The sequence below is a fragment of the Bradyrhizobium tropiciagri genome, assembly GCF_018130505.1.
Classification (GTDB): domain Bacteria; phylum Pseudomonadota; class Alphaproteobacteria; order Rhizobiales; family Xanthobacteraceae; genus Bradyrhizobium; species Bradyrhizobium tropiciagri_B.
This window is the reverse complement of the sequence record NZ_JAFCKH010000011.1, coordinates 68,850-83,135: the sequence shown is the minus strand read 5'-3', so window position 1 is coordinate 83,135 and position 14,286 is coordinate 68,850. Positions and strand designations below refer to the sequence as shown.

Sequence of the window (14,286 nt, the reverse complement as noted above, 5' to 3'; positions counted from 1 at the left end):
CCATTCTGTAGACTTCGACCTCATTTGCTTTGCCGGGCATCTCGCTAGGAAAAACCCATCATGTCAGACAATGCCCAGCCGCAGCTGCTCCACCTCGTCATCGGCGGCGAGTTGACCGATCTCGAGCACAACACCTTCAAGAACCTCGACGAGCTCGACATCGTCGGCGTGTTCCCGAACTATGCCACCGCCCACGCGGCCTGGAAGGCGAAAGCGCAGCAGACCGTGGACAACGCCCAGATGCGCTATTTCGTGGTTCACCTTCACCGGTTGCTCGATCCCGAGCAGGACGCAAAGCATTCCCATTGAAACGTTTTTTTCGCGATTTGCTGCGCAGCGCCGTCGTGCAGCGCGGGCTGGGCGTGCTTGCGGCTGAGTATCTGCGGCTGGTCTGGCTGACCAACCGCTTCAGCTACCAGCCTTTCGACGTCTACGACATGGTCGAGCCGATGATGCCGGCGATCTTCGTGTTCTGGCACGGCCAGCACTTCATGACGCCGTTCATCAAGACCAAGAACAGCTACCGCGCCAAGGTCCTGATCTCGCGCCACCGCGACGGCGAATTCAATGCGATCGCGGTGGAGCGGCTCGGTATCGGCACGATCAGAGGTTCCGGCGACCATGGCGGCGCGTTCCATCGCAAGGGCGGCATCGGCGCCTTCAAGGAAATGGCGCGGGCGCTGGAGGACGGCTGCAACATGGCGACCACGGCCGACGTGCCGAAGCGGGCGCGGGTAGCGGGGCTCGGGCCGATCATGCTGGCGCGGGAGACCGGCCGGCCGATCATTCCGTTCGCGATGGTCACCAGCCGATTCATCCGGTTGAAAAACTGGGATTCCTCCACGATCAATCTGCCATTCGGGCGCGGCGCGGTGGTAGGTATTGAGCCGGTCTATGTACCGCCCGATGCCGATGCCGAGACCATGGAAAAGCTTCGGCAGCACGTGGAACATCTTCTGAACGAATCGACCCGGCGCGCCTATGCAGCCGTCGGACGACCGGAGGCCGCGTTTGGCTAGCTCGCTCCCGATGACGTTGCGCGTGTATCGCAAGCTGTCGTTAGCGATGGTGCCGATCGCGCCTGCCCTGATCAAGCGGCGGCTCAAGCTCGGCAAGGAAGACCCCGAACGGGTCGGCGAACGGCGCGGCGTGAGCGATGACGTCCGGCCGCACGGACCGCTGGTCTGGATCCATGGCGCCAGCGTCGGCGAGGTGCTGGCGGCGGCGGGGCTGATCGAGCGGTTGCGCGGGCTCAACCTGCGCATCCTGCTCACGTCGGGCACGGTGACCTCGGCCGCGATCGTCGCCAAGCGTTTCCCGCCCGACGTGATCCATCAATACGTGCCGTATGACTCGCCGCGCTATGTCGCGCGCTTCCTCGATCACTGGCGTCCGTCGCTGGCACTGTTCATCGAATCCGACCTGTGGCCGAACCTGATCCTGTCGAGCGCCGCGCGGCGGCTGCCGATGGTGCTGATCAACGGGCGGATGTCGCAGCGCTCGTTCCCGCGCTGGCGCCGGCTCTCCAACACGATCGGGGCGCTGCTCGGCCAGTTCGACATTTGCCTCGCGCAGTCCAACACCGATGCCGAACGCTTCGCTGCGCTCGGCAGCCACAACGTCATCACCACGGGCAATCTCAAGCTCGACGTCGCGGCGCCGCCGGCCGATCCCGCCAAGCTGGAGCGGCTGATGTCGGTGACGCGCGGCCGCCCGATCGTGGTCGCCGCCTCCACCCATCCGGGGGAGGAGGAGATCCTGATCGAGGCGCACAAGACGCTGGCGGGCTTCTTCCCCGGACTGCTCACCGTGATCGTGCCGCGCCATGCCGATCGCGGCGAGGCGGTGGCGCGGCTCGTCACCGCCGCCGGCCTGCGCCACGGCCAGCGCTCGCGTGAGGACCTGCCGGTCGCGACCACCGACATCTATGTCGCCGACACCATGGGCGAGCTCGGGCTGTTCTACCGCCTCGCGCCGATTGTCTTCATGGGCGGCTCGCTGGTCCAGCATGGCGGCCAGAATCCGATCGAGGCGATCAAGCTAGGCGCCGCCATCGTGCACGGCCCGCATGTCTTCAATTTTACCGACGTCTATGACGCGCTGGATCGCGGCGGCGGCGCGCGGCGCGCCGACGACCGCGAAACGCTGGTCAAGCAGCTCGGCCAATTCCTCGCCGATCCGGCGGCGCGCGATACGTCGCTGATGGCATCCGAACGCGTCGTCGAACAGCTCGGCGGCGCGCTGGAGCGCACGCTGACGGCCCTCGAGCCCTACCTGTTGCAGTTGCGGCTCGAGATGGGAGCTGCCAATGCGTGAGCCGGCCTTCTGGCACCGGCCCGCGTCGTCCTGGATAGCGTATCTATTGAGTCCTCTTGCCGCGCTTTACGGCGCGGTCGCCACACGCCGCATGCAGCGCCCCGGCGTCGAGGCAAGCATTCCCGTGCTGTGTGTCGGCAACTACCATGTCGGCGGCGCCGGCAAGACGCCGACTGTGCTGACGCTCGCAAAGCTGCTGCGCGAGCTAGGCGAGCGGCCGGTGGTGCTGAGCCGCGGCTATGGCGGCCGGTTGGGTGGCCCGGTCAAGGTCGATCCCGGTAGCCACACCGCGGCCGACGTCGGCGACGAGCCGCTGATGCTGGCGGCGACGCTGCCGGTCGTGGTGGCGCGCGATCGCCCCACGGGCCTCGCACTGGCGCGCACGCAGGACGCCAGCGTCATCCTGATGGATGACGGCTTCCAGAACCCGGGCGTGGTCAAGGATGCGTCGCTGATCGTGATCGACGGTGTGCGTGGCGTCGGCAATGGCCGTGTCTTTCCGGCCGGCCCGCTGCGCGCGCCGCTCGTGCCGCAGCTTGCGCGTACCGACGCGCTGATCGTGGTCGGCGACGGCAACGCGGCGCACACGATCGCCGTCGAGATCGAGTCGCGCGGCAAGCCGGTGCTGTCGGCGCATCTGACACCGGACCAGGCTTCGCTGGCGTCGCTGCGCGGCGTGCGCGTCCTCGCCTTCACCGGCATCGGTGATCCCGCGCGCTTCTTCAGGACGTTGCGATTGAGTGGCGTCGACCTCGTGCGCGACCGGGCGTTCGCCGATCACCACGTCTTCACGAAGGACGAGATCGACGCACTCATTGCCGACGCGCGGCGCGACGGCCTGACGCTGGTGACGACGGAAAAGGATCTGGCGCGGCTGCGTGATGCCGGCGGCTTGCCGGCCTGGGCACAGGCGATCGTACCGTTTGCGGTGACGCTGGAATTCGAGCAGCCTGCTGCGCTGCGGCGGTTCGTGACCGATCAACTGGCAAAGGCGCGGGAGCGGAGGCGCGGCAAATGAGCCTCGCCGCGAACTTATCCCTGCTGCTTGAGCGTGCCGGGATAGTGGCGCTGCAACACGGCGACCGGGGTGGCGTAGGCTTCCTGCAGGTCGACGCTCCAGTACTTCAGCTCGTCGAGCGGAATCCGGACATCGGTGATCGCGCAACGCACGTAAGTGCCGGGCGAGATCACGCGGAAATCGCCGTCGAGATATTGCACCTGCGCTTCGCCATGGCCCGAAGGACCGAACTTGTTCAGCACGATAGAGCTCTCCGCCTCGCCTCAAGGCCTATTGGATGTTGATGCAGCCATCTATCATAGATAGGGCATCGTGTCCGCCCGTTAAACCACCGACTTGTGATGATTTGGCGGCGGATGCGCATGGTAGCGTTGCGTGCATGGTTCGCCGTAGTTTAGGGGCCAGAACGAGACGGCCGGATTGGATGCGCCTCACATCGGCATTGCTGTTTCTGACGATGCTGGCCGCGCCGGTCGCGGCTGCGACGCCGCTGCCGGCCCCGCATCAGGTCGAGATTCCCGAGGGCAAGGTGACGCTGCATGCGCAGCTCTACCGGCCCGATGGCGACGGCCCGTTTCCGACCGTGATCGCACTGCATGGCTGCGGCGGTCTCGCCGGCCGCTCCGAGCCTGTTGCGCCGCGCTACCGCGACTGGGCCGAGCAGCTGCTCAACACCGGCCACGCGGTGCTGCTGCCGGACAGCTACGGCTCGCGCGAGCTTGGGCCGCAGTGCCGCATCAGCAAGGAGCATCAGGTCCAGATCCGGCGCGAACGGGTGGCCGACGTCAGCGCGGCGCGGCAATGGCTGGTGCAGCAGAAATGGGTGGCGAAGAGCCGCATCAGCCTGGTCGGCTGGGGCAACGGCGCCGCCGCCTTGCTGTGGGCGGTGCGGCCGCAGATGTGGTCGCGCAGCATCGAGCCGGATTTCCGCTCGGCGATCGCGTTCTACCCGGATTGCCGGTCCTCGTTCGGTCTCGGCTGGAGCGCGCGCGTGCCGACGCTGGTGCTGATCGGTGGCCGCGACGATGTCTCGCTGCCGTCGGCCTGCCGCCAGATGGTTGACGGCGCGCATGGCCGCAGCGCGCTGGCGCGCATCGTGGTCTATCCGGACGCCTATCACGATTTCGACCGCGCCAACCTGCCGCTGCACGCGATCGCCACGTCTTCCGATGCCACGCTGCCGGAACGCGGCCACATCGGCACCGATGCCGACGCCCGCAAGGACGCGCAGCACCGCGTCGCGGAATGGCTCTCGCGCTAGAACAAACTGCCCTGATCGACCGGTTTCGTGACGCGCTTCGGTGCTGCCGGCTTTGTTTCGCGCGGGGCTTGCTGCTTGCGCGCGGCCGGCGGCGGGCGATCTGCGTCGGCGGTGGCGGCGACGCGGCCGTCGGCGAACTCGATCGAGAGGTTGGCGCTGGGGCCGACATCGGCGGCCGAATGCACCGCATGGCCACGCTCGTCGCGCACCAGCGCAAAGCCGCGCTCCAGCACGCCGCGATAGGACAGCGCCGACAGCAACTGGCCGCGATGGGCGACGCGTGCTTCCATCCGCTGCAGCGCGGTGGTCAGCGCGCGGTGCGCGCGCTCGGCGAGACGGTGGGTGCGCTCGAGATCGCGCGCGATGGCATTGCGCTGCGCCTTGGCGTTGGCGAGCTTCGAGGCCTTGAGCCGGATTTCGAGCCCGGCAAAACGCTCGCGCCGGCGGTGCAGCAGCGCACGCGCCGACAGCGTGATGCGCTCGCCGGAAACGGTGAGCCGCTGCCGCGCATGGGCGACCTGGCCGCGCAGCACGCCGATGGTGAGCCGCGAACTGCTCGCGGCGAAGCGGCGGAAATGCGCATGGGTGTTGGCCTTCAGCCCACGCGGCAACCCGGCGCCGAGATGATCGAGCCGTTGCCGCGGGATCGCCAGCAGTTCGTTCGCCGCCGGCAGCGCGCGCGCCGCGGCGCGCAACTCGTTGCGGCGGGCCTCCTGGCCGCGCTGCCAGCACACCATGGTGCGGCGCGCGAGCGCGGCGACCTCGGCGAACAGCTCGCTGCGCACCGGCACCGCCATTTCGGCGGCGGCGGTCGGCGTCGGCGCGCGCTTGTCGGCGACGAAGTCGATCAGCGTGATGTCGGTCTCGTGGCCGACCGCCGAGATCAGCGGGATGTGGCTCTCGGCCGCGGCGCGGACCACGATCTCCTCGTTGAACGACCAGAGGTCCTCCAGCGAGCCGCCGCCGCGTGCGACGATCAGCAAATCGGGCCGCGGAATCCGGCCGCCCTCGGGCAGCGCGTTGAAGCCGCGGATCGCGGCCGCGACCTGCTCGGCCGAGCCTTCGCCCTGCACCTTGACCGGCCAGACCAGCACGCGGCGGGGAAAGCGGTCCTCCAGGCGGTGCAGGATGTCGCGGATCACGGCGCCGGTCGGCGAGGTGACGACACCGATCACCTCGGGCAGCCAGGGCAGAAGCTGCTTGCGGGCCTCGTCGAACAGGCCCTCGGCCGCGAGCTTCTTCTTGCGCTCCTCCATCAGCGCCATCAGCGCGCCGATTCCGGCCGGCTCCAGCGAATCGATGACGATCTGGTACTTCGAGGAGTTGGGATAGGTGGTCAGCTTGCCGGTGGCGATGACCTCGAGCCCTTCCTGCGGCTTGAAGCGCATCCGGGCGTGGGCGAACTTCCAGATCACCGCCTCGATCTTGGCGCTCTCGTCCTTGAGGGCGAAATAGCAGTGGCCGGAGGAATGCGGGCCGCGAAAGCCGGAGATTTCGCCGCGGACGCGGACATGGCCGAACCGGTCCTCCACCGTCCGCTTCAGGGCGGAAGAGAGTTCCGAGACGGTGAATTCGGGCGCGTTGACGAGGTTCGGAGCAGCGGTCATCTGGCGTATAGAATCGTGGTTTTCGACCCCATGTGCAAGGTCCGAACGTCCCAATCGGGACGGCGCCTCACATATCCACATCCGGTCGGACGACTCATTGCGGCCGTTCCCGACCGTGCTAAACCGTCGCAAATCGCCCCACAACCCCTCTGACCGGCTGCATTCATGAACATCCTCCTGCTCGGTTCCGGCGGCCGCGAACATGCGCTGGCGTGGAAGATCGCGGCATCGCCGCTGGTCACCAAGCTCTGGTGCGCGCCGGGCAATGCCGGGATCGCGCGCGAGGCCGAATGCGTCGCGCTCGATGTCGCGGACCACGCCGCCGTGATCGAGTTCTGCAAGCGCAACGCGGTCGAGCTGGTGGTGGTCGGACCGGAGACGCCGCTGGCGGCTGGCATCGTCGATGATCTCGCCGCCGTCGGCATCAAGGCGTTCGGGCCGGGCAAGCAGGCCGCGCAGCTCGAGGGCTCGAAGGGCTTCACCAAGGACCTCTGCAGCGAGTTCAAGATCCCGACCGGCGCCTATCGCCGCTTCGACAATGCCAAGGATGCGCTGGCGTATGTGAGGGCGCAGGGCGCGCCGATCGTGGTCAAGGCCGACGGGCTTGCCGCCGGCAAGGGCGTCGTGGTGGCGATGACGCTGCCTGAGGCGGAAGCCGCCATCGCGATGATGTTCGAGGGCGCCTTCGGCTCGGCCGGCGCCGAGGTCGTGATCGAGGAGTTTCTCTCGGGCCGCGAGATCAGCTTCTTTGCGCTGTGCGATGGCGAGACCGCGATCGCGCTGGCCTCGGCACAGGACCACAAGCGGGTGTTCGATCACGATAAGGGCCCGAACACCGGCGGCATGGGCGCCTATTCGCCGACGCCGTTCGTGACGCCTGAGGTGCACGACCAGATCATGGCGCGGATCATCCTGCCGACGGTCGCCGGCATGAAGAGCCGCGGCACGCCGTTCAAGGGCGTGCTCTATGCCGGCGTGATGCTGACGGCGCAGGGCCCAAAACTGTTCGAATACAATGTCCGCTTCGGCGATCCCGAGTGCCAGGTGCTGATGCTGCGGATGATGTCGGACATCGTGCCGGCGCTGCTCGCCGCCTGTGACGGGCAGTTGAAGAATTTCGACCTGCGCTGGTACCCCGACCCGGCGCTGACGGTGGTGATGGCGGCGAAGGGCTATCCCGGCGACTACCTCAAGGGCTCGCGGATCGACGGGCTCGACGATGCGGCCAAGGTCGACGGCGTCGAGATCTTCCACGCCGGCACGGTCGCCAAGGACGGCGCTGTGCTCGCCAATGGCGGCCGGGTGCTCAACGTCTGCGCGATGGGCAAGACGGTAACGGAGGCGCGCGATCGTGCCTATCAGGCCGTCGACCGCATCAAATGGCCCGACGGCTTCTGCCGCCGCGATATCGCCTGGCAGGCGGTGGAGACGGAGCGGGGTTGATCGCGCCGAACCCAGCGGCGACAATGGCGCGCCCTGGAGCTTTGGGATGACCGACCTCAGACTGCCCGAGACGCGCTACGCGCAGAGCGGCGACGCCAGCATTGCCTACCAGGTAATGGGCGACGGGCCGGTCGACATCATCCTGGTCCCCGGCCTGTTCTCCCATATCGAATTCATGCACGAGATGCCGGGCTACACGGCGGTGCTGCGCCGGCTGTCGCGCTTCGCCCGTGTCGTCGCCTTCGACAAGCGCGGCCAGGGATTGTCGGACCGCATCAGCGGCGCGGCGACGCTCGAGCAGCGCATGGACGATGTGCGCGCGATCATGGATGCGATCGGCTCGCAGCGCGCGGTGCTGTTCGGCTTCTCCGAGGGCTGCCCGATGAGCGTGCTGTTCGCCGCGACCTATCCGGCGCGGGTCTCGCATCTCGTGCTGCTCGGCAGCTTCGCGCGTTCCAAGGACCGCTCGTCCGAGCAGGAGTGGCGGGCGCGCTGCGACGAGGTCGTGCAGAACTGGGGTGCGGGCGAAACTATCAAGTCAGTGGCGCCGACCCAGGCGGCAAACGCCGAGGCGATCGCGCTGGTCGCGAAGTTCGAACGGCTGTCGAGCAGTCCGGGCGCGATCCGGACGCTGCTGGCGCTCAATCGCGAGATCGATGTGACGACGATTTTGCCGATGCTGCAGGTGCCGAGTTTGGTCCTGCATCGTACCGACGATGCCCGCGTTCCCATCGCGCTCGGCCGCGGCGTTGCGGATCTCATCCCCGGCGCCGGCTGGCGGGAATATCCGGGTCGCGATCATTACTACTGGGTCGGAGAGAACGAGACGATGCTGGGCGATATCGAGGAGTTCGTCACCGGGCATCGCGATGCCGCGCAAGCGGAGCTCGAGCGCGTGCTCGCGACCGTGCTGTTCACCGATATCGTCGATTCCACCCGCAACGCCGCCGCCATGGGCGATCAGCGCTGGCGCCGGCTGCTCGACGATCACGACGAACTCGCGCAGCAGATGGTCGACCGCCATCGCGGCCATCTGATCAAGAGCACCGGCGATGGAATCCTGGCGACCTTCGACGGCCCCGGCCGCGCGGTCCGCTGCGCGCTGGCATTCGGCTCCGCCGCCCGGCAGATCGGCCTGCCGGTGCGCGCCGGTCTGCATACCGGCGAGATCGAGGTGAGGGGGGCTGACATCGGCGGCATCGCAGTTCACGCCGCGGCGCGCGTGATGTCGCGCTGCGGTTCGGACGAGGTGCTGGTGTCGCGGGTAGTGACTGACCTCGTCGCCGGCGCCGGACTGAAATTCGCCGAGCGTGGTGCCTTCGAATTGAAGGGCCTGCCGGGGAAGTGGGAGCTGTTCGCGGCGAGCGGCTAGGCTCGGGCGCGGCGGAGCACATCGTCATTCCGGGGCGGCGCAACGCGCCGAACCCGGAATCTCGAGATGTCGTGAGACAGTGCCAATACCATCGAGATTCCGGATCGACGCGCGATGCGCGTCGTCCGGAATGACGGGTGGACGCTACAGCAGGTCCCCGCCCGCCGCTGACGCCGTCGTGCCGTGCTCGCGGAACGCCTTGATGACGTTCTTGCCGATCTTCCACCTGTGCACTTCGTCCGGCCCGTCGACTAGCCGCTGCGAGCGCACCTGGGTGTACCACCGCGCCAGCGGCGTATCCTGGCTGAAGCCGAGTGCGCCGTGCAGCTGGATCGCGGTGTCGATCACCTTGTGCACCATGTGGGCGTGGAAGATCTTGGCGATCGAGTTCTCCTGGCGGATATCGAGGCCCTTCTCCGCCTTGTAGGCGATGTGCAGCAGCATCAGGCGGCCGATATAGAGTTCGCTGGCGCAGTCGGCGAGCATGAACTGCACCGCCTGGCGGTCGGCCAAGAGCTGGCCGAAGGTCGAGCGCTTGGTGATGTGGGCGACCGCCATGTCGAGCGCGCGCTGCGCCTTGGCGACGTTATGCATGCCGTGGCGCAGCCGGCCGTAGGCGAGGCGGTGCTGGCCCATGTTGAAGCCGTTGCCCTCGCCGCCGAGCAGATTGTCGGCAGGCACCTTCAGATCCTTGATCTCGATCTCGGAATGGCCGCCATGGATCACGTCGTCATGCGGGCCCTCGATCGCCATGTTGGCGACGTTGCGCTTGATCTTGTAGCCGGGGTTCGGCAGCTCGACGATGAAGGTCGAATACTGCTTGTGGCGCGGCGCGTTCGGATCGGTCTTGGCCATCACCAGCGCCATGTCGGCGACGCTCGCCGACGAGGAGAACCATTTCTCGCCGTTCAGGATGTAGTTCTCGTTGCCGTCCTTCACGGCGGTGGTCTGCATGCCGGTGGCGTCGGCGCCGGCGGCCTTTTCCGTCATCGAGAAACAGATCCGCTTCTCGCCGTTCAGGAGGGGCTTGAGGAACTTCTCCTTCTGGTACTCGGTGCCGTGCGCCAGGATCGTCATCATCGAGGCGTCATCCGGCCCCTGCGTGTTCAGCGCCAGCGCGCCGAGCATGCTTTCGCCGAGCTCCATCTGCACCAGCGCATTGGCCAGCGGGCCGAGGCCCATGCCGCCATATTCCTTCGGCACGAACGGACACCACAGGCCCTGCGCGCGGGCCTTCTTCCGCAGCGGGCCGAGCACTTCCGGCAGCGGCTTGGTATCCAGTTCCTTTTCGGCGGGAATGCACTCGTCGTGGACGAATTTGCGGACCTTTTCGCGGATCGCCTTGGCTTCGGCCGGAATCTCGAAATCGATCGACATGGCACTCCCTCGTTTGCTGTTGTTGTTGGCTTCGCTTGAGGATGGCATAACCCTCGCCTGCGCCAGCGGCAACGCCAAACAAAGTTTGAAGCAGGGCGCGCGACAGGGATGGAGCCATCGATGCCGGATCTCGCCGATCTTTTTCCCGGCTATGCCTCGGAATGGGTCAACACCTCGCAGGGCCGCATCTTCGCCCGCGTCGGCGGCAAGGGGCCGCCGCTGCTGCTGCTGCACGGCTTCTCGTCGACACATGTGATGTGGCACAGGGCGGCGCCGAAGCTCGACGACGCCTTCACGCTGATCATTCCGGATCTGCCCGGTTATGGCTGGTCGGACATGCCCGACAGCGACAAGGATCACACGCCCTACACCAAGCGTGCCTGGGCGAAGACCATGATCGAGGTCATGGAGCGGCTCGGCCACGTGCATTTCGCGCTCGCCGGCCATGACCGTGGCGGCCGCGTGTCATACCGCCTCGCGCTCGATCATCCCGGCCGGCTGTCGAAGCTCGCGGTGCTCGATATCGCGCCGACCTATGATTACTGGCAGAAGCTGAACCGGCTGTCGGCGCTGAAGATCTATCACTGGGCCTTCCTGGCGCAGCCGGCACCGCTGCCGGAGACGCTGATCTCGGGGCAGGGCGAGTTCTTCCTCAAGGAGAAGATGGCGAGCCAGACCAAGAGCGGCACGCTGGACGCGATCGATCCACGCGCGCTGGAGCATTACCTCGCGCCGTTCCGCGATCCCGCGCGCATCCACGCGATGTGCGAGGACTACCGCGCCGGCGCCTATGCCGATTACGAGATCGACAAGGCCGATGTCGACGCCGGCAACAAGATCGCCGTCCCGATGCTGGCGCTGTGGGGCGATGCGGGTGTCGCGAGCGCCGCGACCACGCCGCTCGATACGTGGAAGAAATGGGCGACCAATGTCAGCGGCGCACCGGTCGACTCCGGGCATTTTCTGCCTGAGGAGAACCCGGAGGTGACGGCGAAGCTGCTGCGGGAGTTTTTCCTGGCGGGGTGACTCGGCTCTCACACCGTCATCCTGAGGCGCGAGCGGAGCGAGCCTCGAAGGATGAATCGGCCCGGCTGGTGGCCGCGCGGTGAATTCGTAGCCCGGATGGAGCGAAGCGTAATCCGGGACGGTCTCTCCGCGGAGCGGCTTTCCCGGATTGCGCTGCGCTCCATCCGGGCTACGGCTCCGTCACCGCCGCTCCCTGAAGAACTCCCGCAAGAGCCGCGCCGATTCCGTCTCGCCCACCGCGCCGTAGACCTCCGGCACGTGGTGGCAGGTCGGCTGTGCGAAGAACCGCACGCCGGACTCGACCGCGCCGCCCTTGGGGTCTGCGGCGCCGTAATAGAGCCGGCGGATGCGGGCGAAGGAGATCGCGCCGGCGCACATGGTGCAGGGCTCCAGCGTGACATAGAGGTCGCAATCGACCAGCCGCTCGGTGCCGATGGCGTCGGCGGCCTGCCGGATCGCCAGGATTTCGGCATGGGCCGTCGGGTCGCGGTCGGTGAGGGTGCGGTTACTGGCCGTGGCGATCACGTCGTAGCCGCGCACAATCACGCATCCGATCGGAACTTCGCCCGATTTTCCGGCATTTTCGGCGGTTTTCAGCGCCAAATCCATGAAAGAAGGAGCTGACATGCCTCGTATCATCGCAAGAAACCTGCTAGTAGCGTCGCCTTCAGCACAAGTGGATGCCGGTCTTGCGCCAGCCGCGCCTGAATTGGCGCGCGTATCCCGGTTGCCCTGCACCTCAATTGAACGCCCAGGCGAGAACATTCATGCCCCGCGATAGCGACAAACACAACGATTCCCCGCGCGGCGGGCGTGACCGAGGTGGCCCCGGCAAGGGCCGCTCGGGCGGCTCCCGCGGGTCGGACCGGCCGCCCGGCAAGCGCAGCTTCGGCGGCAAGGGTGATCGCGACAAGGGTGATCGTGGGAAGGGCGATCGCGACAAGCGCTCGTTCGGCGGCAAGAGCGAGGGACGCTCGTTCCGCCGCCGCGAGGATGGCGACGCCCCCCGCCGCGACTATGGCGACCGGCCGCGCTTCAAGCGCGACGACCGTGAGGGTGGCGAAAAGCGCCCGTTCAAGCCGCGCGGCGAGCGGCGCGATTTCGACAAGGGTGACCGCGCTCCGCGTGGCGATCGCGGCGACGCGCGTCCGGCCGGGCGGTTCTCGGACCGGAAGTTCGGCGAAAAGCGCTCCTACGGCGATCGCGAGAAGCGTCCCTACACGCCGCGCGGTGAACGCGACGGTGAGAAGCGTCCCTACACACCGCGTGGTGAGCGCGATGGCGAGAAGCGTTCCTACGCACCGCGCGGCGAACGCGCCGAGCGCAAGTTCGACGACCGCAAGTTTTCCCGCGGCGATCGCGACAAGGGCTCGTTCCGTGACAAGGGTGAGGGCCGCCCGTTCCGCCGCCGCGAGGATGGCGATGCGCCGCGCCGCGATTTCGGCGACCGTCCGCGTTTCAAGCGCGACGATCGCGGACGTGATCGGGATTTCGGCGGCCGCGACCGCGGCGACGAGAAGCCGTGGCAGCGCGACCGCAAGCCGCGCGAGGATCGCGATGGCGGGGAGCGCCCGCGCTTCTCACGGCCCCGCGAGGAGCGCGGCGAGGGCGATCGTCCGTTCCGCGAGCGGCCGAAATTCAGCCGGCCGCGCTGGGACAAGAACGATGACGGCGACCGCCGCGACAATCGCCGGCGCGAGCGTCCCGAAGGCCGTACCGACTGGCAGGAGCATCCGCGCAGCGAGGGCCGCTTCTCCGACCGGCCGCGCCGCGACAATGAGGACGACAGCAAGGTCTTCGCGAAGCGTCCGGCGTTCGGCGGCCGTGGCGCCTATCGCGAGCGGTCCTACGATGACAGGCGCTCGCGTCCCGAGCCCGCGCCGAAGAAGTCCGGCGAGCGCATCGCCAAGGTGCTGGCACGCGCCGGTCTCGCTTCGCGCCGCGACGCCGAGGAGATGGTGACGCAGGGCCGCGTCACCGTGAACGGACGCGTGATCAATTCGCCGGCGCTCGACGTCACTGCGAACGACGTCGTGGCAGTGGACGGAACGCCGTTGCCGCCGCGCGAGCGCACCCGGCTGTTCATGTATCACAAGCCGCGCGGGCTGATGACGACGCATGCCGACCCCGAGGGGCGGCCGACCGTGTTCGACAATCTGCCGGAAGGTTTGCCGCGGCTGATCTCGATCGGCCGGCTCGACTTCAACACCGAGGGCCTGCTGCTGCTGACCAATGACGGCGGGCTCGCCCGCACGCTGGAATTGCCCGACACCGGCTGGCTGCGCCGCTATCGCGTGCGCGCGCATGGCGAGGTGACGCAGGGCCAGCTCGACGAATTGAAGAAGGGTGTCGAGGTCGACGGCGTCAAATACGGCCCGATCGATGCGACGCTGGAGCGCGACCAGGGCGCCAACGTCTGGGTCGAGTTCGCGATCCGCGAGGGCAAGAACCGCGAGGTGCGCAACGTGATGGCGCATCTCGGCCTCGAGGTGAACCGGCTGATCCGGATTTCCTACGGCCCGTTCCAGCTCCGCGAGCTCGAGGAGGGCAAGGTCGAGGAGGTCAAGACGCGGGTGCTGCGCGAGCAGCTCGGCGAGAAGGTCGCCAAGCTTGCCGGCGCCGATTTCGCCCGGCCGGAGCAGCGCGAGGCCGGTGATGCCGACGATGCGCCGCGCGACAAGAAGCCGGCCAGGGCCAAGCGCGAGACCATCAACGACCGCAAGGGCCGCCGCGTGCTGGTGCAGCGCACCGGCAGCGAGGAGGCCCGCGCTCGCAACGAGGACGAAGCCAACGGCTACGGCCCGCCGCGCCGCCCCAAGCGCGGCTATCACGGCAAGCGCGATCTCAAGCCGCGGGACGAGTAACG

Annotated in this window: 13 protein-coding genes; 9 read left to right on the top strand and 4 right to left on the bottom strand. The window is 67.6% G+C overall.

Annotation, left to right across the window (positions count from 1 at the left end; all coding sequences use genetic code 11):
* Positions 1 to 60 precede the first annotated feature (60 nt).
* The 4 genes from JQ633_RS26425 to lpxK are packed head-to-tail and all read left to right on the top strand — an operon-like array spanning position 61 to position 3,334.
* Positions 61 to 309, top strand: a complete 249-nt coding sequence (locus tag JQ633_RS26425) for a DUF4170 domain-containing protein (RefSeq protein WP_211988030.1) — start codon at positions 61 to 63, stop codon at positions 307 to 309.
* On the top strand, positions 306 to 1,019 hold the full coding sequence (locus JQ633_RS26420) for a lysophospholipid acyltransferase family protein (RefSeq protein WP_211988029.1): 714 nt from the start codon (positions 306 to 308) through the stop codon (positions 1,017 to 1,019). Before JQ633_RS26425 ends, JQ633_RS26420 begins: the two co-directional genes overlap by 4 nt.
* The gene (locus tag JQ633_RS26415) at positions 982 to 2,316 is read left to right on the top strand and encodes a 3-deoxy-D-manno-octulosonic acid transferase (RefSeq protein WP_211988028.1); all 1,335 of its coding nucleotides are present in this window, start codon (positions 982 to 984) and stop codon (positions 2,314 to 2,316) included. Before JQ633_RS26420 ends, JQ633_RS26415 begins: the two co-directional genes overlap by 38 nt.
* Complete coding sequence (lpxK, locus tag JQ633_RS26410; protein ID WP_211988027.1) at positions 2,309 to 3,334, top strand: tetraacyldisaccharide 4'-kinase; 1,026 nt, start codon at positions 2,309 to 2,311, stop codon at positions 3,332 to 3,334. Before JQ633_RS26415 ends, lpxK begins: the two co-directional genes overlap by 8 nt.
* Before the next feature lie 14 nt (positions 3,335 to 3,348).
* Here lpxK and JQ633_RS26405 read toward each other — a convergent pair whose 3' ends face one another.
* Positions 3,349 to 3,576 (bottom strand): DUF2093 domain-containing protein, encoded by a 228-nt coding sequence (locus JQ633_RS26405; protein ID WP_211988026.1) that lies wholly within the window; start codon positions 3,574 to 3,576, stop codon positions 3,349 to 3,351.
* Between the two features lie 182 nt (positions 3,577 to 3,758).
* On the opposite strand from JQ633_RS26405, the gene JQ633_RS26400 reads away from it, so the two are divergent.
* A complete protein-coding gene (locus JQ633_RS26400; RefSeq protein WP_211988025.1) occupies positions 3,759 to 4,595 on the top strand; it encodes a dienelactone hydrolase family protein in 837 nt (278 codons plus the stop codon).
* Here JQ633_RS26400 and xseA read toward each other — a convergent pair.
* Positions 4,592 to 6,202 carry an exodeoxyribonuclease VII large subunit gene (gene xseA / locus JQ633_RS26395; RefSeq protein WP_211988024.1) on the bottom strand — a complete coding sequence of 537 codons (1,611 nt, stop codon included), beginning with the start codon at positions 6,200 to 6,202 and terminating at the stop codon, positions 4,592 to 4,594. The two genes, JQ633_RS26400 and xseA, sit on opposite strands and share 4 nt — an antisense overlap.
* Positions 6,203 to 6,367: 165 nt before the next feature.
* Between xseA and purD the strand changes: the two genes are divergently transcribed.
* Both purD and JQ633_RS26385 read left to right on the top strand, forming a co-directional pair.
* Positions 6,368 to 7,645 carry a phosphoribosylamine--glycine ligase gene (gene purD, locus JQ633_RS26390; protein ID WP_211988023.1) on the top strand — a complete coding sequence of 426 codons (1,278 nt, stop codon included), beginning with the start codon at positions 6,368 to 6,370 and terminating at the stop codon, positions 7,643 to 7,645.
* 46 nt (positions 7,646 to 7,691) lie between these two features.
* On the top strand, positions 7,692 to 9,017 hold the full coding sequence (locus tag JQ633_RS26385) for an adenylate/guanylate cyclase domain-containing protein (RefSeq protein ID WP_211988022.1): 1,326 nt from the start codon (positions 7,692 to 7,694) through the stop codon (positions 9,015 to 9,017).
* Positions 9,018 to 9,161: 144 nt separating this feature from the next.
* On the opposite strand, the gene JQ633_RS26380 is transcribed toward JQ633_RS26385, so the two are convergent.
* Positions 9,162 to 10,394, bottom strand: a complete 1,233-nt coding sequence (locus tag JQ633_RS26380; protein WP_211988021.1) for an acyl-CoA dehydrogenase family protein — start codon at positions 10,392 to 10,394, stop codon at positions 9,162 to 9,164.
* A 120-nt stretch (positions 10,395 to 10,514) separates the two neighbouring features.
* Between JQ633_RS26380 and JQ633_RS26375 the strand changes: the two genes are divergently transcribed.
* Complete coding sequence (locus tag JQ633_RS26375; RefSeq protein ID WP_211988020.1) at positions 10,515 to 11,420, top strand: alpha/beta fold hydrolase; 906 nt, start codon at positions 10,515 to 10,517, stop codon at positions 11,418 to 11,420.
* A gap of 180 nt (positions 11,421 to 11,600) precedes the next feature.
* On the opposite strand, the gene JQ633_RS26370 is transcribed toward JQ633_RS26375, so the two are convergent.
* Positions 11,601 to 12,059, bottom strand: coding sequence for a nucleoside deaminase (locus JQ633_RS26370; protein WP_211988234.1), 459 nt, complete (start codon positions 12,057 to 12,059; stop codon positions 11,601 to 11,603).
* 128 nt (positions 12,060 to 12,187) lie between these two features.
* On the opposite strand from JQ633_RS26370, the gene JQ633_RS26365 reads away from it, so the two are divergent.
* A complete protein-coding gene (locus JQ633_RS26365; RefSeq protein WP_211988019.1) occupies positions 12,188 to 14,284 on the top strand; it encodes a pseudouridine synthase in 2,097 nt (698 codons plus the stop codon).
* Positions 14,285 to 14,286: the final 2 nt, after the last annotated feature.

What these genes read in the sequence shown, in the direction of transcription:
- JQ633_RS26385 (WP_211988022.1), top strand. Translation starts at nt 7,692, where the DNA reads ATGACCGACCTCAGACTGCCCGAGACGCGCTACGCGCAGAGCGGCGAC.
- JQ633_RS26365 (WP_211988019.1), top strand. Translation starts at nt 12,188, where the DNA reads ATGCCCCGCGATAGCGACAAACACAACGATTCCCCGCGCGGCGGGCGT.
- JQ633_RS26370 (WP_211988234.1), bottom strand. Translation starts at nt 12,059, where the DNA reads ATGATACGAGGCATGTCAGCTCCTTCTTTCATGGATTTGGCGCTGAAA.
- JQ633_RS26415 (WP_211988028.1), top strand. Translation starts at nt 982, where the DNA reads ATGCAGCCGTCGGACGACCGGAGGCCGCGTTTGGCTAGCTCGCTCCCG.
- JQ633_RS26425 (WP_211988030.1), top strand. Translation starts at nt 61, where the DNA reads ATGTCAGACAATGCCCAGCCGCAGCTGCTCCACCTCGTCATCGGCGGC.
- JQ633_RS26380 (WP_211988021.1), bottom strand. Translation starts at nt 10,394, where the DNA reads ATGTCGATCGATTTCGAGATTCCGGCCGAAGCCAAGGCGATCCGCGAA.
- purD (WP_211988023.1), top strand. Translation starts at nt 6,368, where the DNA reads ATGAACATCCTCCTGCTCGGTTCCGGCGGCCGCGAACATGCGCTGGCG.
- JQ633_RS26375 (WP_211988020.1), top strand. Translation starts at nt 10,515, where the DNA reads ATGCCGGATCTCGCCGATCTTTTTCCCGGCTATGCCTCGGAATGGGTC.
- lpxK (WP_211988027.1), top strand. Translation starts at nt 2,309, where the DNA reads ATGCGTGAGCCGGCCTTCTGGCACCGGCCCGCGTCGTCCTGGATAGCG.
- JQ633_RS26400 (WP_211988025.1), top strand. Translation starts at nt 3,759, where the DNA reads ATGCGCCTCACATCGGCATTGCTGTTTCTGACGATGCTGGCCGCGCCG.
- xseA (WP_211988024.1), bottom strand. Translation starts at nt 6,202, where the DNA reads ATGACCGCTGCTCCGAACCTCGTCAACGCGCCCGAATTCACCGTCTCG.